The following is a 19,070-nucleotide window of genomic DNA, read 5'->3' as shown; positions in this document are numbered from 1 at the left end:
GGGGCTAAAAGAACAAAGGAGACTCCTATGAGGCGTTACCTGGCTCAGCGTCACCTGCTTGGGATTGGGTTGAGCTAGGCAGACGAATTGGACGAACCGGCACGACTGTAGAGATAGCGTGTTTGTAAACCATCTGGCTGACGGTGTTTTTCAGCAGGATAACGAATTGGTCGAAAGACTCGATCGTGCCTTGCAGCTTGATCCCGTTGACCAGGTAGATGGAAACCCCCACTTTCTCTTTACGTAAAGTATTCAAGTAAGGGTCTTGTAGCGAATGCCCTTTTGACATGTGCCGCACTCCTTTAAGGATTCAATATAAAAAATAGGTAAACAGATGGCTTGTGGCCGTCAGACCCCCAAGGATAGACGGCAATTGCAAGGACTCAGCTCAATATGGAGATGGTCCCCAGGTATTTCAAGGCGCGCGGCAGATTGTCGCAATCGAGGCTGTCGAACCAGTGTAAATCAGCCCAACTGCGCAGCCAGGTGAACTGGCGCTTCGCCAATTGGCGCGTGGCAATGATTCCACGCTCCTGCATCTCGGCTTGCGTCAGCTTGCCATCCAGGTAGTCCCAGACTTGTCGGTAGCCTACTGCACGTATAGACGGCAACCCGGCATGCAGGTCACTTCGCATACGCAGGGCTACGACCTCGTCAATGAATCCCTGTTCCAACATATTCGAGAATCTTTGTTTAATTCGCTCGTGCAATACCTGGCGATTTGCCGGAGCAATCGCCAAGTTCGCGACAGTATAGGGCAATTGTTGCAGTCCCGAGGCGGCTGCTTCAGTACTTTGCGCAGATTGTCGCAACCTTAGCGCAGTCATGCTCTGACCACTAACGCGATAAACTTCCAGCGCTCGACTAAGTCGCTGCGGATCGTTCGGATGAATACGCGCCGCAGATTCCGGATCGATGACTGCCAATTGTTCGTGCAAGGCTTGCCAGCCAAGGCGTGCAGCCTCTTCTTCGATCTGTGCGCGAATGGCCGGGTCAGCCGCCGGCATGTCTGCCAGACCTTCAACCAAAGCCTTGTAATAGAGCATTGTGCCGCCCACCAGCAGCGGAATTTTGCCCCGCGCGGTGATTTCGGCCATGGCTTCGAGGGCATCACGACGGAAATCTGCGGCCGAATAGCTCTCTGCCGGGTCGAGAATATCGATCAAACGGTGTGGAAATTCAGCCAAAAGCGCTTTGGAGGGTTTGGCGGTGCCGATGTCCATGCCACGGTAGACCAACGCCGAATCGACGCTGATCAGCTCGCAAGGCAGGACTTTGGTGAGTTCGATGGCCAGGTCGGTCTTGCCGGCGGCCGTCGGCCCCATCAGGAAAATCGCAGGAGGGAGCTGGTTCATCAACGACCGCGCAAGAACAGTTTGTCCAGATCGTCCAGGCCCAGTTGGGTCCAGGTCGGTCGGCCATGGTTGCATTGACCGCTGCGCTCGGTGTTTTCCATGTCGCGCAGCAGACCGTTCATTTCCGGCAGGGCCAGACGCCGATTCGCACGAATCGCGCCGTGGCAGGCCATGGTGCCGAGCAATTCGTTCAGGTGCGCCTGAATCCGGTCGCTGGTGCCGTATTCCATCAAGTCCGCCAGAACGTCACTGACCAATCGATTGGCTTCAGCTTGCTTGAGCAAGGCCGGGATCTGCCGGATGGCCAGGGATTCCGGGCCCAGACGTTGCAATTCAAAGCCCAGACGCTGGAACCACGCGACGTGTTCTTCGGCGCAATCGGCTTCACGCTGACTGACCGCCAGGGACTCCGGCACCAGTAGCGGCTGACCGCTCAGGCCTTCACTGGCCATGGCGATTTTCAGGCGTTCGTACATGATCCGCTCGTGAGCGGCATGCATGTCCACCAGCACCAGGCCCTGGGCGTTTTCCGAAAGAATGTAGATGCCTTTGAGCTGCGCCAGTGCATAACCCAGCGGCGGAACATCGTCCTGCCCGGCCGGCAGCGCTACCGCGTTGGCTTCTGGCAATGGTGCAAAAAACTCGCGATAAGCTGCCTGTGCCTCAGCAACCGGCACGCCGGACTGAGGCCGCGGCGAGTACTGATACTGATAACCGGCACCAGCGCCCGAGCCTGCCGGCGTATTGAACGACGGCTGAGCCTGAGGCTGTTCCAGCAAGGCATTGGCCGCCAGACGCATTTCGCCCTGTGGACCGAACTCGCCAGCATCAATGCCGGTGGGTCGAACGAAGGCTGTCGCGACAGGCGCGGCCAGATGGTCTTCCGGCCGCACATCACCCAGGGCGCGGTGCAGGGTGCCATAGAGAAAATCGTGAACCATGCGCCCATCGCGGAAGCGCACTTCGTGCTTGGTCGGGTGCACGTTGACATCAACGCCTGCCGGATCGACTTCGAAAAACAGCACGAACGTCGGGTGCCGGCCGTTGAACAGCACGTCGCGATAGGCCTGGCGCACTGCGTGGGCCACCAGCTTGTCGCGTACGGCACGGCCGTTCACAAAGAAATACTGCAAGTCTGCCTGGCTGCGGTTGAACGTCGGCAAGCCGACCCAGCCCCACAAATGCAGGCCATTGCGCTCGATCTCGATCGGCAGGGCCTGCTCGAGGAAACCCGAACCGCAAATCGCCGCCACACGCCGGGCACGGGCCGCGTCGTCATGGGCTTCATGCAGGCTGAGGATGGTCTTGCCGTTGTGGCGCAGATGAAACGCCACGTCGAAGCGCGCCAGGGCCAGACGCTTGATCACTTCTTGCAGGTGATCGAATTCGGTTTTTTCGGTTTTGAGAAATTTGCGTCGTGCCGGGGTGTTGAAGAACAGGTCGCGCACTTCCACCGATGTGCCCACCGGATGGGCCGCCGGTTGCACGCGAGGCGCCATGTCCCGGCCTTCGGTTTCGACCTGCCAGGCCTGATCGGCATCTTTGGTGCGAGAGGTGAGGGTCAGACGCGCCACGGAGCTGATCGAGGCGAGGGCTTCACCGCGAAACCCGAGGCTCATGACCTGCTCAAGGTCTTCCAGGTTACGGATTTTGCTGGTGGCATGTCGCGCCAGGGCCAGCGGCAGGTCATCGGCAGAAATGCCGCTGCCATCGTCGCGCACCCGCAGCAGCTTGACGCCGCCCTGTTCCACATCGACATCGATACGCTTGGCGCCGGAGTCGAGGCTGTTTTCCAGCAGCTCCTTGATCACCGAAGCCGGGCGCTCAACCACCTCACCGGCGGCAATCTGGTTCGCCAGTCGCGGGCTGAGCAGCTCGATGCGAGCTGTGTTGGTCAGCACCTGGTTCATTCTTTGGCCGCCAGTTCAGTGCCGGGGATGGTCAAGTGCTGACCGATTTTGAGCTCATCACTCGACAGCTTGTTGGCGCTGCGCAGCGTGGCCGGAGACACCTGATATCGCACGGCAATCATCGCCAGCGTCTCGCCGGGGCTCACCCGATGGTCACGAGGACCTTGTGCGATCCCACCGGAATCACGCAGCCAGGCGATGTAGGTGCCCGGTGGCGGATTCTGCTGGAAGAACTGGCGCACGCCGCTGCTGATCGAACGCGCCAGCGCTTGCTGGTGGTTCGCTGCGGCAAGCTTGGAAGCTTCGTTGGCGTTGGAGATGAACCCGGTTTCCACCAGGATCGATGGAATGTCCGGCGACTTCAGCACCATGAACCCGGCCTGTTCCACGCGCTGTTTGTGCAGTGGCGTGACGCGACCGATGTTGCTCAAGACTTTCTGGCCAACGTTGAGGCTGGAGGTCAGGGAGGCAGTCATCGACAGGTCGAGCAGCACGCCTGCCAGCATGCGGTCCTTGTCGTCGAGGCTGACGTTGCCGGCACCACCGATCAAGTCGGAACGGTTTTCGCTGTCGGCCAGCCAACGGGCCGTTTCCGAGGTCGCGCCGCGATCAGACAGGGCGAACACCGAGGCACCGAAAGCAGCGGTCGAAGGCGCGGCGTCGGCGTGGATCGAGACGAACAGGTCGGCGCCCTTCTTGCGGGCGATTTCAGTACGGCCGCGCAATGGAATGAAGTAGTCGCCGGTGCGGGTCAGTTCGGCGCGGAAGCCTTTCATGCCGTTGACCTGACGCTGCAGTTCACGGGCGATGGCCAGTACTACGTCTTTTTCACGCTGACCGCGAGAGCCGGAGGCACCCGGGTCTTCGCCGCCGTGACCGGCATCGATGACCACTATGATGTCGCGCTTGCCGGCCGGGGCTGGCGGCAGCTTCACCGCGGGCTCCACCGGCGTGACCGGTACCGGGGCTACTGTCGCGACGTTGGTCGGCGCCGGAATTGGCGCGGCGTCGGCGGCGCTATCGAACAAGTCGACCACCAGACGATTGCCGTACTGGGCGTTTGGCGCCAGTGTAAAACTTTTCGGCGTCACGGCTTTTTTCAGGTCGATGACTACCCGCAGATCGGTCGGCGTACGTTGAGCCGAGCGCATGGCGGTGATCGGAGTGTTCGAGCTGTTGACGTTCAGCGGCGCCCCCAGTGACGCGCCATTGATGTCGATGACCAGCCGATCCGGGGCGGTCAGGGTAAAGACACTGTGCTGGACAGGACCGCTCAGGTCGAACACCAGTCGTGTGTTGTCCGGAGCCCGCCACAGGCGAACGCTGTTGACCTTTGTCTCGGCCACAGCGTCGACGGTCACCGCCAAAAACAACAATCCTACGGCAGCTACCATCGCGCGAAAGCGCATACCTAACCCCATCATTTAATTGGTTTCCAATGCCAAAGCGGCACACCACAACTCGCCACGCGAGCCCTGGGACAAAATTTTCAGCGAACGCCCGCCATCTTGCGGGCTAATGGTAATGGTCAGGTCGGGCTTTGGCAAAAAGCCTGCACCCTTTTCGGGCCACTCGATCAGGCACAACGCGTCGTCTTCGAAGTAGTCGCGGATGCCGAGGTACTCCAGCTCCTCAGGGTCGACCAGGCGATAGAGGTCGAAATGGAAGGCCCGGATGTCACCAATCTCGTAGGGTTCGACCAAGGTAAACGTAGGGCTTTTTACCGACCCTTTATGCCCCAGCCCTCTGATGATGCCCCGGGACAGCGTGGTTTTCCCCGCGCCCAGATCTCCCTCGAGAAAAATCAGACCGTGCCCTTCGGTGGTTTGTGCGATGCGTGCGCCAAATGCGGTCATCGCCTCTTCATCAGCCAGGTACAGGGTTACTTCAGACACGGTGCTTGCTCCTCCAACAACTGACGAATGGCTGGAATCAGATCACTGGCCGCCAGCCCACGGCCCGATTTACCTTCTTGAGCGCCAGCATTGGCGTGCAGCCAGACGGCCAGGCAGGCGGCGTCGAACGCCTCCATGCCTTGAGCCAGCAACGCGCCGACCAGACCGGCCAGCACATCACCCAAGCCGGCGGTGGCCATCGCCGGATGGCCCTGATGACACAATGCCAGGCGCCCATCGGGGCTGGCGATCAGGCTGCCGGCGCCTTTCAGCACCACGACAGCTGTATATTTTTTGCTCAATGCGTGAGCCGCCGCAGGACGATCGGCCTGCACTTCGACAGTGCTCATCCCCAACAAGCACGCCGCCTCGCCCGGATGCGGCGTGATCACACAATCCTTGGGCAAGCTCACGTGCTCTGTGGCCAGCAGATTCAATGCGTCGGCGTCCCAGACTTGCGGCAGCGGCGCGTTGGCAGCCGCCGACAAAAGGCTGCGCCCCCAGGAAGCCTGACCTAAGCCTGGGCCAACAACCAGCACGGAAACCTTTTGCAGCAGCTCCATCAGCTGGTTGGCCGACGAAGTGCCCAGTACCATGGCTTCGGGGATTCTCGCCAGCGCGGCCGGAACATGCTCACTGCGCGTCGCCACCGACACCATGCCCGCACCACTGCGCAGGGCACTTTGCGCGCTCAGCAGGATGGCGCCGCCAAAGCTCCGATCACCGCCGATCAGCAGGACGTGGCCGTATCTGCCTTTGTGGGAGGTTGGAGCCCGGCCCGTCAGACGCGGCAAGGAACTGGCCGTCAGGCGACGTGCACTGATAGCGACTCCGTTAAACGACTCGGGGGAGGCCTGTAGATCGTTGAACACCAACTCGCCGACCACGTCTGCGGCATCGCCGGTGAACAGACCCAGTTTCAGGCCGATGAACGTCACGGTCAGGTCAGCCCGCACCGCAGCGCCGAGTATTCGGCCGGTATCAGCACACAACCCCGAAGGGATATCCACTGCCGCAACCGGCAGCCCGCTGCCATTGATCGCTGCGATCACGCTGGCGTAGGGTTCTCGCACCTCTCCCGTCAGACCGGTACCGAGCAAGGCATCCAGCACGATACCGCGCAACTCGGACTGTGCGCTCCAGGCTTGAACCGCGACACCTTCAGACACGGCCTCGGCATGGGCTAATGCCGCGTCACCTTGTAAACGCTTGGGATCACCGGCCGCCAGCACCCGCACATGCCAACCCGCACGTCGGGCCAGCACGGCCACCAGATAACCGTCGCCGGCGTTATTGCCGTGGCCGGCCACAACACTCAATTCGTTCGCCGTCGGCCAATGACGGACCAGCGCACGCCAGGTCGCCCGCGCCGCGCGCTGCATCAATTCGAAGCCCGGTGTGCCGGCCGCGATCAGGCTCGCATCGAGGGCTCGCACTTGCGCGGCGCTATACAGCGCGTCGGGTAAATCATCTTTAGTGTGCGGCATGCGTCTTCGGGCTCCGATGTCTGGCAGAATTATACGCACCTCAGCTCCGGTTTCTCTCGCCTCATGCCCGCAAATACTACAGACCTGCCCGCCCTCGCCCAATCCATCAAGGACTGGGGCCGCGAGCTGGGCTTTCAGCAAGTCGGCATCAGCGGCCTCGACCTGGCCGAGCATGAGCAGCACCTGGAGCGCTGGCTCACGGCCGGCTACCACGGCGAAATGGACTACATGGGCGCCCACGGCAGCAAACGCTCACATCCAGAAGAGCTAGTGCCCGGCACGCTTCGGGTGGTTTCCCTACGCATGGACTACCTGCCGGGCGACACCGAAATGGCCAAACGACTGGCACAACCGGAAAAAGCCTACGTCTCGCGTTATGCCTTGGGCCGTGATTACCACAAATTGATCCGCAAACGCGTGCAACAACTGGCCGATAAAATTCAGGCCGAAATTGGCCCGTTTGGTTTCCGCGCTTTCGTTGACAGCGCGCCGGTGCTGGAAAAAGCCATCGCGGAACAGGCCGGTCTTGGTTGGATCGGCAAAAACACCCTGGTCTTGAATCGCAAGGCTGGCAGTTATTTCTTTCTCAGCGAACTGTTTGTCGACCTGCCGCTGCCGGTTGACCCGCCACACAGCACCGAACATTGCGGCCGTTGCACCGCATGCCTCGACATCTGCCCGACCAACGCCTTCGTCGGCCCTTATGTACTCGACGCCCGACGCTGCATCTCCTACCTGACCATCGAACTGAAAAGCGCGATCCCGGAAGATTTGCGACCACTGATCGGCAATCGGGTGTTTGGTTGCGATGACTGCCAGATCGTCTGCCCGTGGAACCGCTTCGCCCGTCCGTCCGGCGAAAGCGACTTCAAGCCACGGCACAACCTGGACAACGCGGAGTTGGCAGAGCTGTTCATGTGGGATGAGGAGAAGTTTCTCAGTAGTACCGAAGGTTCGCCGTTACGTCGAGCGGGTTACGAGCGCTGGCTGCGAAACCTGGCGGTAGGCCTGGGGAACGCGCCGTCGAGCATTCCGGTGCTGGAAGCGTTGAAGGCTCGCCGTGAGTACCCGTCGGAGCTGGTGCGTGAGCATGTGGAGTGGGCCCTGAAACAACACGGACTGGCGTAGGAGCTGCCGCAGGCTGCGATCTTTTGATCTAAAAAATCAAAGTCAAAGGATCGCAGCCTGCGGCAGCTCCTACAGGGACCGAGTGATGTCAGGCTTCGTCGTTATAAACGAACTTCGGCATTTCCCAGTGAAAACGGATTGCCAGTAACCGCAACAGGAAGCCGCCAAACAAGGTGATGAGAATCGCCTGTTCGCCGGGCAATTGCAGGTAAATGCAGAGCATGTAGCACCACGCCGCAGCGAACGAGACGCTGGCGTAGAGTTCGCGGCGGAAGATCAGGGGAATGTCGTTGCAGAAGATGTCGCGCAGGATGCCACCGAAAACCCCGGTGATCACACCGCTGACCGAAGCCACCAGCATGCCGTGGCCCATTTCCAGCGCGGTCATGCAGCCGATCAGGGTGAACGCCACCAGGCCCACGGCGTCGAGCACCAGAAACAGCGAGCGCAGATGCCGCATCCAGCGCGCAGCGAACACCGTGAACATCGCCGCCACCGAGGTCAGCACCAGGTATTCCGGGTGTTTGACCCACGTCAGCGGGTAGTGGCCGAGCAGCACGTCACGTACCGAACCCCCACCCAAAGCCGTGACGCAGGCAATCAGCACCACGCCAAACCAGTCCATCCCGCGACGGCCGGCAGACAGGGCACCGGTCATGGCTTCGGCGGTAATGGCAATCAGGTAAAGCATCAACAACATGGCGGCGGTCCTTGCAGGAAGGCGCGCAGTCTACTCACTTCGTCGAAGCCCCAAAAGAGGGCGAGAACGACACAATCCCATGTAGGAGCTGCCGCAGGCTGCGATCTTTTGATCTTAAAAAATCAAAGTCAAAAGATCGCAGCCTGCGGCAGCTCCTACACAGGGACCGTAGCCCGTAGTCAGAACTTGATGAAGTTCTTGCGGTAGTGCTGCAGCTCGGCGATCGATTCGCGAATGTCGTCCAGGGCCAGGTGAGTGCTGCCCTTTTTGAAGCTGTCGCGCACGTCCGGCGCCCAGCGTGCGGCCAACTCTTTCAGCGTCGAGACGTCGAGGTTGCGGTAGTGGAAGAAGCTTTCCAGCGATTTCATGTGGGTATAAAGGAAGCGACGATCCTGGCAGATGCTGTTGCCACAGATCGGCGACTTGCCCTTCGGCACCCATTTTTCCAGGAAAGCGATGGTTTCGGCTTCAGCTTCAGCCATGCTGATGCGGCTGTCGCGAACGCGCTGGGTCAGCCCGGAGCCGCCGTGTTGACGGGTGTTCCACTCGTCCATGCCGGCGAGAATTTCGTCGCTGTGATGGATGGCGATCACCGGACCTTCGGCCAAGGTGTTCAGGTCACTGTCGGTGACGATGGTGGCCATTTCGATGATGACGTCGGTATCAGGGTTCAGACCGGTCATTTCCAGGTCGATCCAGATCAGATTCTGCGGGTTTTGCATGTGTCGGCTCCTAGGCAATGCTGCGCAGTTTAGCCTAGGGCGGCAGCCGGGCGTGCTAAACTCGCGGCCGTTTTACCTAATCGCTGCATTCTTGATACGGAACACCCATGGCCAAACGCCAACTCAATCGTCGTCAAAACTGGCGCATCGAAAAGATTCAGGGCGAGCGCGCTGCCCGCGCCGCCAAACGCGAGTCCTCGGCTGTCGAGGCACTTGAGGGTGGCGATCTGGGTCCGGAACAGACCGGCCTGGTGATCGCGCACTTCGGTGTGCAGGTCGAAGTCGAAGCCCTCGATGGCGATTTGGCCGGTCAGGTGTTCCGCTGCCACTTGCGCGCCAACCTGCCGGCGCTGGTGACCGGTGATCAGGTGGTCTGGCGTGCCGGCAACCAGGGCATCGGCGTGATCGTGGCGCAATTGCCGCGTAAAACCGAACTCTGCCGCCCGGACAGTCGTGGTCAGCTCAAGCCTGTAGCCGCCAACGTCGACATGATCGTCATCGTCTTCGCGCCGCTGCCCGAGCCTCACGCGAACCTGATCGACCGCTATCTGGTCGCCGCCGAGCACGCAGGGATTCGTCCGCTGCTGTTGCTCAACAAGTTCGACCTGATCGACCAGCAGAACGCCCCGGCGTTGAATGCCTTGCTGGCGGTTTACCGCACGCTGGGTTATCCGGTGCTGGAGGTTTCGGCGCACCACGGCAACGGCATGGAGCAACTTCAAAAACAATTGGACGGACGCATCAGCGTGTTCGTCGGCCAGTCCGGCGTCGGCAAATCCTCGTTGGTCAACAGCCTGTTGCCTGAAGTCGAAGCCCGTGTCGGCCCGCTGTCCGAGCTGTCCGGCCAGGGCACTCACACCACCACTACCGCGCGGTTGTTCCACTTCCCCGGTGGCGGTGAGTTGATCGACTCCCCGGGTATCCGCGAATTCGGCCTGGGTCACGTAAGCCGTGCTGACGTCGAGGCCGGTTTCATCGAGTTCAACGACCTGATCGGCACCTGCCGCTTCCGCGACTGCAAACACGACCGCGAGCCGGGTTGCGCTCTGCTCAAGGCTCTTGAAGAAGGCCGCGTGCAGCAGCAACGGATGAATAGCTATCGCTCGATCATCGCCAGCCTGCCGGAAACCAGCTACTAAACAGACGCGCCCGCTGCCTCGGCACTGACGGGGCGGCGCGTCGCTTGTAGCGTCCTACAAATATCCTCCCCTTTAAACGTCAGAGACTTCTGTAAGGCTCCTTCACGCCTGCTTGTAGGGGAATTCTCTTTATCAGTGCAGGTCTTGTTGCGACCACTCAAGTGCATACATTCGAGCCCTCTTCGCATTTTGGCGATACCGAGGGATACCCATGCAAACCTATCATTTGTTCATCAGCCATTCGTGGAACTACCCCCACGCCCACGACAACCTCGTGCGGCTGCTCAACGCTAAACCCGGCTTCACGTTCAAAAATTTTTCGGTGCCGCCGGACAACCCGATAATCGGCGCGAAAACCGACAAACAGCTGGAAGAAGCCATCGAAAACAAAATCCGCCCCTGCTCGGCAGTGCTGATCATGGCGGGGATGTATTCGACCTACAGCAAGTGGATCAACAAGGAAATCGAGATCGCCAGGCGAATGGGTAAGGTGATCATTGCGGTGAAGCCGTTTGGTGCGGAGCGGATTTCTACCGTGGTGCGCCGGGCAGCACACGCGGAGTGTGCGTGGAACACCAACAGCATCATCAGTGCCATTCGCACTCACGCGGCGGGTTGAACCATGCGCAAGGGATTGTTCATCGGCATTAATAACTACAGCCATGTTTCGCAGTTGAGTGGCTGCAACAACGACGCGATGGCCATGGCTTCGGTGCTGAAAACCGACGCCGACGGAGACCCGAACTTCAAGAATATCGTGCTGACCTCAGCCGAAGATTACCTGGGCCGCGAGGTGCTCGAAGGCCATATCCAGGATTTGTTTTCCGGGGACTGTGATGTTGCTCTGCTGTATTTCGCCGGCCACGGTAATTTCGACACCGATACCGACGAAGGCATGCTGCTTCCCCAGGACTACAAGTCAGCCAAGGACGGGATACGGCTCAGCGACATTCTAAATTGGGCCACCAAAGCTACTAAAATCAAAAACAAAGTCATCATTCTCGATTGCTGCCAAGGCGGCGCTGCCGGTGAAATGCGGGCCCTGCGTAGCGAAAGTAGCGTGATTGGCGAGGGAATGACCATTCTCACTGCCTGCAAAAAAGAACAGCCGGCAATGGAAGGTTCAAGTCACGGCATCTTCACCGGGCTGTTGCTGCAGGCACTGCACGGTGGCGCCGCCAATATTCTGGGAAAAATCACCCCCGGCAGCCTCTATTCCTTTGTCGACAACGCACTCGATGCCTGGGAACAACGACCTGTTTTCAAGACCAATGTGTCTCAGTTCATTTCATTGCGTGAGGTCTCGCCACTGATCCCCAAAGAAATACTGCGCAAGCTCCCCGACTGGTTCGCCGAGGCTGAATCGGTGTTCCCGCTCGACCCAAGCTACGAACCCACCGAAACATCGTTCGATCCAGACCACGGCGAAGTTTTCGCCCAACTGCAAAAGTGCAACCGCCACAGTCTGATCGAACCGGTGGACGCCGAGCACATGTACTACGCCGCCATCAACTCCACCGGCTGCCGCCTGACCGCCCTCGGCGCCTATTACCGCGAACTCGCGATCAAGGGACATTTCTGATGCCCGTATTCATCAGCTACCGCCATAGCGATCGGCCCCACGCCATCGCCATCAACACCCGTCTTATTCAAGCCAACATCAAGACCTATTTCGACGTGCTGGATCCGGAATCACAAACCACTGACGACATCACCGGGGTCATCACCCGCAACATCACCGCATGCACGCACTTGCTCGCAGTGATTTCGGAGAACACCGCACAGTCCTGGTGGGTGCCGTTCGAGATCGGCGAAGCGACCATCAGCAATCGCCGCATCTGCTCGTACCAGGTTGGCCCCAGCGCTTTACCGTTGTACCTCGACAAATGGCCGAAACTGAGCGGCGATACGGACATCAATTTTTTCATTGATGCTTATCGTGAGGAGGTGATAACCAAACGCTCGATAGGACTGGAATCGATCAGTGAGTCGGTTCGCGGCACCTACAAAGGAAATGCAGACCTGTTCCACGACCAACTCAAGAACCGCATCCGACGCGGTTTCTGACAGGTGCAAAAAAAGCCGCGATCATCTCGCGGCTTTCTCATTTTCAGCGTGCAGCTTTTTCCAAGGTCCAGCCCAGCACATCCAAGGCATCACAGCCGTCCTGGATCAACATGTGCGCAGCATTGGCGAAATGCTCCAGGTCGTGGCCTTCGGCTTCTTTGACGCACAGGCAAGTGACGCTATTGAGCAGATTACGTGCGGCTTTGAGTCGGTGGACGGCGGTTTCAAGAAGGTCGGAAGCACGGGCTTCAGTGTCGATGTATAGCGTCGGGCCGACGCTAAAGTTGCCTTGGAGCGGGTGAAATTTAGGCATGACTTGAATCTCATCTGATTGGTGAAACTCCCACCCTTTCGTGGCTAAACGAATTGGGGTGGTAGCTGTACGCGGGTTAGCCAACCGGACAGATGAACCCGGCACACCCGAAGGTGTCCCACGCACAGCCACCATAGACATGTAGATGTCAGGCAGCAAAAAGCGCCGCGATTATACGGGCGCTTGTGCATCATCTGTTACGACTGGCTAAAGTCGATCACCGATTCGTCGGCGACGGACAAACTATAGGCGAGCCTTAAGCGAAGAAAAACCCGGTTTATACGTCTCGGAGACTTCCTACACCTTTCTCGGACATGCCCTCATTCCTTGATTTTTACCGCGATCAGGTAGATCTAAATACATTCTTGCAGGCACAAAAAAGCCGACATCGCTGTCGGCTTTTTTGCAGGTCACTGCTTCGGTGGTTCACCGGGTTTCGGCACCGGGTCATCAAAGAGATTCAAGCGCTCGCGAAGCTCATGCGCCGGCAACGGTTCTTTATCCGCCGGCAACGCATTCGGATCGGCTTGCGTGGCCGGCACTTCACCCGGGCCGCCCTGCCCTTGCGCTTGCTCTGGCGCCGGTTCCGCACCTTGCGAACCTTCGATGGCACGCTGGGCTTTCTTGGTCAGCACCACGATGTCGATACGGCGGTTGACCGGATTGAACGGGTTCTCGCGATCGAACAGTGCTGACGAGGCATAACCGACGACCCGCGCCACCTGTGCATCCGGATAGCTGCCAGCGATCAGCGCACGACGTGCCGCGTTGGCACGGTTGGCCGAGAGTTCCCAGTTACCGAAATCACCCGTGCTCGAATACGGCTTGGCATCGGTGTGGCCGCTGATGCTGATCTTGTTCGGCACCGCTTTGATGGTGTCAGCCATGGCCAGCAGGATGTCTTCGAAGTACGGCTTCAGACGGGCACTGCCAGAGTCGAACATCGGCCGGTTTTCGGCGTCCACGATCTGGATGCGCAAACCGTCCGGCGTGATTTCGAACAGGATCTGGTCTTTGAATTTCTTGAGTTGCGGGTTCTCTTCGACCTTGTTTTGCAGTTCTTGCAGCAACAGCTCGAGACGTTCCTTCTCGACCTGCTCGGCCATGCCTTCAACCTGCTCGGCGTCGATGGTCACCTTGTCTGGCTGCGGCTGGGATTTCACCTCGGGGTTGAGGGTGTTCTCCGGCGCCAGGGTCGGCGAGCCGCCCAGGTCGATGATGTACGGCGTGCCGCTTTCGGAAAAGCCGACCGGGTCCTTGAAGTAACCGGCGATGGCGATCTTCTGTTCAGGCGTTGCGGTGGACAGCAGCCACAGCACCAGGAAGAACGCCATCATCGCCGTCGCGAAGTCCGCAAAGGCGATTTTCCAGGCGCCCCCGTGATGCCCGCCGGCGATGCGCTTGACGCGCTTGATGATTATCGGCTGGTTATTTTCCATGACTTAACGACCGCGAACCGCTTGTTCCAGCTCAGCAAAGCTAGGACGGTGCGCCGGGTACAGAACCTTGCGGCCGAACTCTACCGCCAGCGACGGCGGCATACCGGAAGCGGAAGCGACCAGCGAGGCCTTGATGGCTTCGTAGACGTTCAGTTCTTCCTTGGCATCGTGGCCCAGGGAAGTGGCCAATGGGCCGAAGAAGCCGTATGCCGCGAGAATACCGAAGAAGGTACCGACGAGGGCCGCACCAACGTGCAGGCCGATGGACTTCTGATCGCCCTCACCCAGGGAAGCCATGGTCACCACGATACCCAGTACCGCTGCAACGATACCGAAACCCGGCATGGCGTCGGCAATGCCGTTCACCGCGTGGGCAGGGTGTTCCAGGTCTTCCTTGAGGCTGTAGAGTTCCATGTCGAACAGGCCTTCAAGCTCATGGGGAGCCATGTTGCCGGAGGACATGATGCGCAGGTAATCGCAAATGAACGCGGTCATGCGCTCGTCTTTGAGCACGGACGGATACTTGGCAAAAATCGGGCTCGCGGCGGCATCTTCAATGTCGCCCTCGATAGCCATCATGCCTTCGCGGCGGCTCTTGTTGAGGATCTCGTAGATCAGGCCCAGCACTTCCAGATAGAACGTGTGACTGAAACGCGAAGTGAACATGCCCAAGGATTTCTTGAGCACGTGCATGGTCATGTAACTGGGGTTGGCCTGCAGAAATGCGCCGAGGGCCGCGCCACCGATAATCAACACCTCGAAGGGCTGAATCAGGGCGGCAATCTTGCCGTGGGAAAGCACGTATCCGCCGAGCACGCTCGCGAATACGACGATGATGCCGATAATTTTAGCCATAGGTAGGAGAGCACTTACTGAGTCGGGTTCAAGGTCATATTCGGAAGTTAAAAAATCTCTTCTTCTACTTATCGGCAAAACTGCGCCAGACTATAGCCAGTTCAGGCGAAAAGCCAATTTGGCCCGCTCCGGGCATAGGTAATGCAGACGATGATCGCGTCCAACCATGGCTAACGAAACGAACGTTCCAACTCCAAAACCAACCACTCTCGAAGGCTGGGTCAAGCTTCTCGATGGCGTGCGCTTGCCCGTTCCGCAAGCCAGTCATGACCGTGTCTGCAAGGCCATCGCCAACAGTCGCAGCTCCCTGCGCGATATCGCCGAACTGATACAGGACAGCCCCGCGCTGGCCTTGAGCGTGATTCGCGAAGCCAATCGCCACACCCATGGCAGCATGACCGAGCCTGCGGAAAACCTTGAGGTTGCGATCAATCGCCTCGGTTTGAAGCGCACCGAAGAACTGCTCGCCCGCCTGCCCGCCGAACCTCAGTCCGACATCCCGGTTGCCCTGCGTCAGCTGCAGCTGATCAGCCAGCACGCGACCCAACAGGCCAACGGTTTTTTCGCCAGTCGCCTGGCGCGGCTGTGGCAAGACATCCACTGGGGCAGCCTGCTGTTTCTCTCGCCGCTCTGGCCGATGGCGTTGACTCATCCGCAGTTGCTCGAAGAGTGGGAGCTGCGGGTCATGCACAAAGGCGAGTCGGCGCGCAAAGTCGAAAAGCAATTGTTCGGCGCTCGCCTGCTGGATATCTGCCTGGCGCTCGTGGACATCTGGCGCCTGCCGATCTGGGTGCAGCAGGGTTATCGGCTGCTGCTCAACGAGCAACGTGAGCTGGTGAAAGTGCTGCGCATCGCGCGCGACAGCGATCATCCATTACGCCAGCAGAACCGCCTCGATGACGATCCGACCCTGCGCCGCTGGCTCAATCAACCGGCCAATACGGTACTGCTGGCCAACGGTCTGGCGCTGTCGGCGCAACAGGCCTGGGACAGTCCGCACAGTGAACGCTGGCAGTACCTGACCAGTCTTTACCTGCAAATGCCAATGGACGAAGTGCAGCAGCAGTTGCACCAACAGGCCGCCAACAGCGCCCGTCATCATGCGATGCCGGACCTCTGGCACCCGGCCGTGTCGCTGATCTGGCCGTGGGGCATGAACCGTGTCCACGCTGGCTTGCTGCCGGCCCCGGCGCCGACCGCCGAAGACCTGGCGAAATGGCGCAGACAGTGTGCCGAGTTGCTGGTCGAGCCGAGTCGTTTCACCAATGCCATGCACTTGACCACGTCTGCCCGGGACGCTTTGGTCGCGTGCGGCATGCGTCGGGTGATGATCCTGATGGCCGACCGCACTCACGCCAATCTGCGGGTGCACCAGACGGCCGGGCTGCCAAAAGAAGTGGCCGGTCTGAACTTCGTCGTCAGCCAGAGCACCGTGCTGCAACGCCTGCTCTCGCAGCAGGCCCAGGTACGCCTGACGCCGGCTAACAACGCACAATTTTCCGCCCTGCTGCCAGCCAATCTGCGCTCACAGTTCGGCGGCGAACACCTGCTGTTGCGCTCACTGGTCAATAATGGTCGGGTGATCATGATTGTGGTGGCGGATCAGGGCGGCGGGCCGTTCTCGGAAATCACCGTACAAGCCTTCGGTAAAACCGCGCAGTGCATCGAAAAGGCACTGCACAGCTTTAGTCACCGCGGCCAATGACGCTGCTATACAATCCTCCCCTTTGTGTTCTGGAGACCTCACATGTCTGACTTCTCTGGCTTGCCGCTGGTCATCGAGCCGAGCGACTTGCTCCCTCGTCTCGACGCCCGCGATCTGATTCTGGTGGACCTGACCAGCAGCGCCCGCTATGCCGAAGGGCATATCCCCGGTGCGCGTTTTGTCGATCCGAAACGCACGCAACTCGGTCACGCGCCTGCGCCGGGACTGATGCCGCCGCAAGCGGCACTCGAAGCGTTGTTCGGTGAGCTGGGACACAACCCCGATGCGGTCTACGTGGTCTATGACGACGAAGGCGGCGGTTGGGCCGGGCGCTTTATCTGGCTGCTGGATGTCATCGGCCACAGCAAGTACCACTATGTCGACGGCGGCCTGAAGGCCTGGCTGGCAGAAGGCTTGCCCATGTCGATCCAGATCCCGGCTCCGGTCGGCGGCCCGGTTGCGTTGACCCTGCACGACGAACCTACTGCCACCCGCGAGTACCTGCAAAGCCGTCTCGGTGCCGCCGACCTGGCGATCTGGGACGCACGCGGGCCGCTGGAGTACTCCGGCGAGAAAGTCCTGGCGGCCAAGGCCGGGCACATTCCCGGCGCGGTCAATTTCGAATGGACCGCGGGCATGGATCAGGCGCGCAACCTGCGCATCCGCACCGACATGCCGCAGATCCTGGAAAAACTCGGGATCAGCAAAGACAAAGAAGTGATTACCCACTGCCAGACTCACCACCGTTCTGGCTTCACCTATCTGGTGGCCAAATCCCTCGGTTATCCGCGGGTCAAAGGCTACGCCGGTTCCTGGGGCGAATGGGGCAACCATCCCGACACCCCCGTAGAGATTTAAGGTTTTTAAGGACAGTTAATGAATAAGCGTTTGTTTATCCTCAGCCAATACCTGCTGCCCCATCACCTGCTGTCGCGACTGGCCGGCTGCATTGCCGAATGCCGCGTGCGCTGGTTCAAGAACGCCTTCACCGCCTGGTTCGCCAAGCGTTATCAGGTGGATATGTCGCAGGCGCTGGTCGAAGACCCGACTGCCTACGAGCACTTCAATGCGTTCTTCACTCGCGCCTTGAAGGACGGCGCTCGCCCGCTGGACGAGACGCCAGGCGCGATCCTCAGCCCGGCCGACGGCGCGGTCAGCCAACTTGGCCCGATCGAACACGGTCGCGTGTTCCAGGCCAAGGGCCACAGCTTCAGCGTGCTGGAATTGCTGGGCGGCGACGCGGCCAACGCAGCGCCGTTCATGGGCGGTGACTTCGCAACGATTTACCTGTCGCCGAAGGACTACCACCGCGTGCACATGCCGCTGGCCGGCACCCTGCGCGAGATGGTCTACATCCCGGGCCGGATCTTCTCGGTCAACCAGACCACCGCCGAAAACGTTCCGGAATTGTTCGCCCGCAACGAGCGTGTGGCGTGCATTTTCGACACCGAGCGCGGGCCGATGGCCGTAGTGTTGGTGGGCGCGATGATCGTTGCGTCGATCGAAACCGTTTGGGCCGGGTTGGTCACACCGCCAAAACGCGAGCTGAAAACCTTCCGCTACGACGAAGCTGCCCGTGCGCCGATCCATTTGGAGAAAGGTGCAGAACTGGGTCGCTTCAAACTGGGTTCGACCGCTGTCGTGCTGTTCGGGCCTGATCAAGTGAAGTGGGCTGAAGAACTGGCGGCCGGTTCACCGGTGCAGATGGGCCAGGGCATGGGCCTGGCAAAAGCCTGATCACTTCAGCTAAGGCACAGAACCTGTGGGAGCGAGCTTGCTCGCGATAGCGGACTGGCAGGCAACATAGGAGTTGAATGTAAGACCGCTATCGCGAGCAAGCTCGCTCCCACATTGGGTTGCGGTATCCAAATTCTTTTGACTGGCATTAACCACTGATCCGCCCTTTCGAACGTCTTCGAAGGGGCGGATGCTACTCGGTGGTGCCGTTACTCTATCTGTCCACGGAAGCCGATCGGCCCTTCGTTGGCGTAGGTATTGGTGCCACTGAGGTTTTTCCCTCCATCACTGGAGGTCACGCTCAACGCCACAACGTTCTGATTATCACGGCCGCCGATGACCCATTTGCCACCCGGATGCCAGGGGGCATCGTTGCCGCCCCACTGATTTTCAACGTTGTACTGGTTCTGGCCCGTGCGCTGAGCCTTGAAGCCAATGGGACCTTCACCCGCATACGTCATGGTGCCGGTGAAACTCTTCCCGCCATCGCCCGATTTGATCTCGATCGCGACAACGTTCTGGTTGTCCCGCGCGCCTAGCGTCCAGTCTCCGCCCGGATGCCAGGGTGCCGAACTACCGCCCCATTGATTTGCCACTACATATCTAGACATAAACTTC

General features: G+C 59.7%; 20 protein-coding genes. 8 read left to right on the top strand and 12 right to left on the bottom strand.

The features are described from left to right. Positions 1–25 precede the first annotated feature (25 nt). The 6 genes from hfq to ACIQU2_RS24455 all read right to left on the bottom strand — a co-directional run bounded on the left by hfq (position 26) and on the right by ACIQU2_RS24455 (position 6,647). Entirely contained in the window at positions 26–289 is a 264-nt protein-coding gene (gene hfq / locus ACIQU2_RS24480) for an RNA chaperone Hfq (protein ID WP_403144512.1), read from the bottom strand. A 94-nt stretch (positions 290–383) separates the two neighbouring features. Further along, a complete protein-coding gene (miaA, locus tag ACIQU2_RS24475) occupies positions 384–1,355 on the bottom strand; it encodes a tRNA (adenosine(37)-N6)-dimethylallyltransferase MiaA (RefSeq protein WP_403144520.1) in 972 nt (323 codons plus the stop codon). Next, positions 1,355–3,265, bottom strand: a complete 1,911-nt coding sequence (mutL, locus tag ACIQU2_RS24470) for a DNA mismatch repair endonuclease MutL (protein ID WP_403144509.1) — start codon at positions 3,263–3,265, stop codon at positions 1,355–1,357. Before mutL ends, miaA begins: the two co-directional genes overlap by 1 nt. Then, on the bottom strand, positions 3,262–4,689 hold the full coding sequence (locus tag ACIQU2_RS24465) for an N-acetylmuramoyl-L-alanine amidase (RefSeq protein ID WP_403144507.1): 1,428 nt from the start codon (positions 4,687–4,689) through the stop codon (positions 3,262–3,264). The genes mutL and ACIQU2_RS24465 overlap by 4 nt, the downstream gene beginning before the upstream one ends. Next, positions 4,690–5,160: a tRNA (adenosine(37)-N6)-threonylcarbamoyltransferase complex ATPase subunit type 1 TsaE gene (gene tsaE / locus ACIQU2_RS24460; RefSeq protein WP_129438981.1), complete on the bottom strand. Its 471-nt coding sequence runs from the start codon at positions 5,158–5,160 to the stop codon at positions 4,690–4,692. Further along, positions 5,148–6,647 (bottom strand): NAD(P)H-hydrate dehydratase, encoded by a 1,500-nt coding sequence (locus ACIQU2_RS24455; protein ID WP_403144504.1) that lies wholly within the window; start codon positions 6,645–6,647, stop codon positions 5,148–5,150. The genes tsaE and ACIQU2_RS24455 overlap by 13 nt, the downstream gene beginning before the upstream one ends. 63 nt (positions 6,648–6,710) lie before the next feature. On the opposite strand from ACIQU2_RS24455, the gene queG reads away from it, so the two are divergent. Beyond that, entirely contained in the window at positions 6,711–7,775 is a 1,065-nt protein-coding gene (queG, locus tag ACIQU2_RS24450; protein ID WP_403144502.1) for a tRNA epoxyqueuosine(34) reductase QueG, read from the top strand. An 88-nt stretch (positions 7,776–7,863) separates the two neighbouring features. Here queG and ACIQU2_RS24445 read toward each other — a convergent pair whose 3' ends face one another. Beyond that, positions 7,864–8,475 carry a trimeric intracellular cation channel family protein gene (locus ACIQU2_RS24445; RefSeq protein ID WP_008153267.1) on the bottom strand — a complete coding sequence of 204 codons (612 nt, stop codon included), beginning with the start codon at positions 8,473–8,475 and terminating at the stop codon, positions 7,864–7,866. Between the two features lie 179 nt (positions 8,476–8,654). Then, on the bottom strand, positions 8,655–9,197 hold the full coding sequence (gene orn, locus ACIQU2_RS24440; protein ID WP_008153265.1) for an oligoribonuclease: 543 nt from the start codon (positions 9,195–9,197) through the stop codon (positions 8,655–8,657). Positions 9,198–9,304: 107 nt separating this feature from the next. Here orn and rsgA point away from each other — a divergent pair, with 107 nt between their 5' ends. From rsgA to ACIQU2_RS24420, 4 genes are all read left to right on the top strand, one after another. Then, on the top strand, positions 9,305–10,336 hold the full coding sequence (rsgA, locus tag ACIQU2_RS24435; protein WP_403144499.1) for a small ribosomal subunit biogenesis GTPase RsgA: 1,032 nt from the start codon (positions 9,305–9,307) through the stop codon (positions 10,334–10,336). A gap of 211 nt (positions 10,337–10,547) precedes the next feature. Beyond that, complete coding sequence (locus tag ACIQU2_RS24430) at positions 10,548–10,955, top strand: TIR domain-containing protein (protein WP_123369060.1); 408 nt, start codon at positions 10,548–10,550, stop codon at positions 10,953–10,955. Positions 10,956–10,958: 3 nt separating this feature from the next. Continuing rightward, positions 10,959–11,918 (top strand): caspase domain-containing protein, encoded by a 960-nt coding sequence (locus tag ACIQU2_RS24425; RefSeq protein WP_403144495.1) that lies wholly within the window; start codon positions 10,959–10,961, stop codon positions 11,916–11,918. Next, on the top strand, positions 11,918–12,403 hold the full coding sequence (locus tag ACIQU2_RS24420; protein ID WP_046045711.1) for a toll/interleukin-1 receptor domain-containing protein: 486 nt from the start codon (positions 11,918–11,920) through the stop codon (positions 12,401–12,403). The genes ACIQU2_RS24425 and ACIQU2_RS24420 overlap by 1 nt, the downstream gene beginning before the upstream one ends. Positions 12,404–12,446: 43 nt before the next feature. Here the strand turns inward: ACIQU2_RS24420 and ACIQU2_RS24415 are convergent, their stop codons facing one another. The 3 genes from ACIQU2_RS24415 to motA form a co-directional block, all read right to left on the bottom strand. After that, positions 12,447–12,716 carry a hypothetical protein gene (locus ACIQU2_RS24415; RefSeq protein WP_403144491.1) on the bottom strand — a complete coding sequence of 90 codons (270 nt, stop codon included), beginning with the start codon at positions 12,714–12,716 and terminating at the stop codon, positions 12,447–12,449. 410 nt (positions 12,717–13,126) lie between these two features. Beyond that, positions 13,127–14,155 (bottom strand): flagellar motor protein MotB, encoded by a 1,029-nt coding sequence (motB, locus tag ACIQU2_RS24410; RefSeq protein ID WP_403144488.1) that lies wholly within the window; start codon positions 14,153–14,155, stop codon positions 13,127–13,129. 3 nt (positions 14,156–14,158) lie between these two features. After that, positions 14,159–15,010: a flagellar motor stator protein MotA gene (gene motA / locus ACIQU2_RS24405; protein WP_403144486.1), complete on the bottom strand. Its 852-nt coding sequence runs from the start codon at positions 15,008–15,010 to the stop codon at positions 14,159–14,161. 166 nt (positions 15,011–15,176) lie between these two features. Between motA and ACIQU2_RS24400 the strand changes: the two genes are divergently transcribed. From ACIQU2_RS24400 to asd, 3 genes are read left to right on the top strand one after another with little or no spacing between them, the layout of a single operon-like run. Beyond that, positions 15,177–16,715, top strand: a complete 1,539-nt coding sequence (locus ACIQU2_RS24400; RefSeq protein WP_403144483.1) for an HDOD domain-containing protein — start codon at positions 15,177–15,179, stop codon at positions 16,713–16,715. A gap of 42 nt (positions 16,716–16,757) precedes the next feature. Then, positions 16,758–17,573: a rhodanese-like domain-containing protein gene (locus ACIQU2_RS24395; RefSeq protein ID WP_403144480.1), complete on the top strand. Its 816-nt coding sequence runs from the start codon at positions 16,758–16,760 to the stop codon at positions 17,571–17,573. An 18-nt stretch (positions 17,574–17,591) separates the two neighbouring features. Beyond that, positions 17,592–18,452 (top strand): archaetidylserine decarboxylase, encoded by an 861-nt coding sequence (asd, locus tag ACIQU2_RS24390; protein WP_403144477.1) that lies wholly within the window; start codon positions 17,592–17,594, stop codon positions 18,450–18,452. A 209-nt stretch (positions 18,453–18,661) separates the two neighbouring features. On the opposite strand, the gene ACIQU2_RS24385 is transcribed toward asd, so the two are convergent. After that, complete coding sequence (locus ACIQU2_RS24385) at positions 18,662–19,063, bottom strand: hypothetical protein (RefSeq protein WP_042932429.1); 402 nt, start codon at positions 19,061–19,063, stop codon at positions 18,662–18,664. Between the last annotated feature and the right edge of the window lie 7 nt (positions 19,064–19,070).

It is taken from the genome of Pseudomonas sp. NPDC098740 (assembly GCF_044760065.1).
In the GTDB taxonomy this organism is placed as follows: Bacteria; Pseudomonadota; Gammaproteobacteria; order Pseudomonadales; family Pseudomonadaceae; genus Aquipseudomonas; species Aquipseudomonas rossensis.
The sequence above is the reverse complement of the archived record's forward strand: the minus strand, read 5'-3'. Positions and strand labels throughout refer to the sequence as shown.

Bases quoted from the DNA above. Each gene is read 5' to 3' on its own strand.
- hfq (WP_403144512.1), bottom strand. From the start codon at position 289: ATGTCAAAAGGGCATTCGCTACAAGACCCTTACTTGAATACTTTACGT.
- miaA (WP_403144520.1), bottom strand. From the start codon at position 1,355: ATGAACCAGCTCCCTCCTGCGATTTTCCTGATGGGGCCGACGGCCGCC.
- mutL (WP_403144509.1), bottom strand. From the start codon at position 3,265: ATGAACCAGGTGCTGACCAACACAGCTCGCATCGAGCTGCTCAGCCCG.
- ACIQU2_RS24465 (WP_403144507.1), bottom strand. From the start codon at position 4,689: ATGATGGGGTTAGGTATGCGCTTTCGCGCGATGGTAGCTGCCGTAGGA.
- ACIQU2_RS24455 (WP_403144504.1), bottom strand. From the start codon at position 6,647: ATGCCGCACACTAAAGATGATTTACCCGACGCGCTGTATAGCGCCGCG.
- queG (WP_403144502.1), top strand. From the start codon at position 6,711: ATGCCCGCAAATACTACAGACCTGCCCGCCCTCGCCCAATCCATCAAG.
- ACIQU2_RS24445 (WP_008153267.1), bottom strand. From the start codon at position 8,475: ATGTTGTTGATGCTTTACCTGATTGCCATTACCGCCGAAGCCATGACC.
- orn (WP_008153265.1), bottom strand. From the start codon at position 9,197: ATGCAAAACCCGCAGAATCTGATCTGGATCGACCTGGAAATGACCGGT.
- rsgA (WP_403144499.1), top strand. From the start codon at position 9,305: ATGGCCAAACGCCAACTCAATCGTCGTCAAAACTGGCGCATCGAAAAG.
- ACIQU2_RS24430 (WP_123369060.1), top strand. From the start codon at position 10,548: ATGCAAACCTATCATTTGTTCATCAGCCATTCGTGGAACTACCCCCAC.
- ACIQU2_RS24425 (WP_403144495.1), top strand. From the start codon at position 10,959: ATGCGCAAGGGATTGTTCATCGGCATTAATAACTACAGCCATGTTTCG.
- ACIQU2_RS24420 (WP_046045711.1), top strand. From the start codon at position 11,918: ATGCCCGTATTCATCAGCTACCGCCATAGCGATCGGCCCCACGCCATC.
- ACIQU2_RS24415 (WP_403144491.1), bottom strand. From the start codon at position 12,716: ATGCCTAAATTTCACCCGCTCCAAGGCAACTTTAGCGTCGGCCCGACG.
- motB (WP_403144488.1), bottom strand. From the start codon at position 14,155: ATGGAAAATAACCAGCCGATAATCATCAAGCGCGTCAAGCGCATCGCC.
- motA (WP_403144486.1), bottom strand. From the start codon at position 15,010: ATGGCTAAAATTATCGGCATCATCGTCGTATTCGCGAGCGTGCTCGGC.
- ACIQU2_RS24400 (WP_403144483.1), top strand. From the start codon at position 15,177: ATGGCTAACGAAACGAACGTTCCAACTCCAAAACCAACCACTCTCGAA.
- ACIQU2_RS24395 (WP_403144480.1), top strand. From the start codon at position 16,758: ATGTCTGACTTCTCTGGCTTGCCGCTGGTCATCGAGCCGAGCGACTTG.
- asd (WP_403144477.1), top strand. From the start codon at position 17,592: ATGAATAAGCGTTTGTTTATCCTCAGCCAATACCTGCTGCCCCATCAC.
- ACIQU2_RS24385 (WP_042932429.1), bottom strand. From the start codon at position 19,063: ATGTCTAGATATGTAGTGGCAAATCAATGGGGCGGTAGTTCGGCACCC.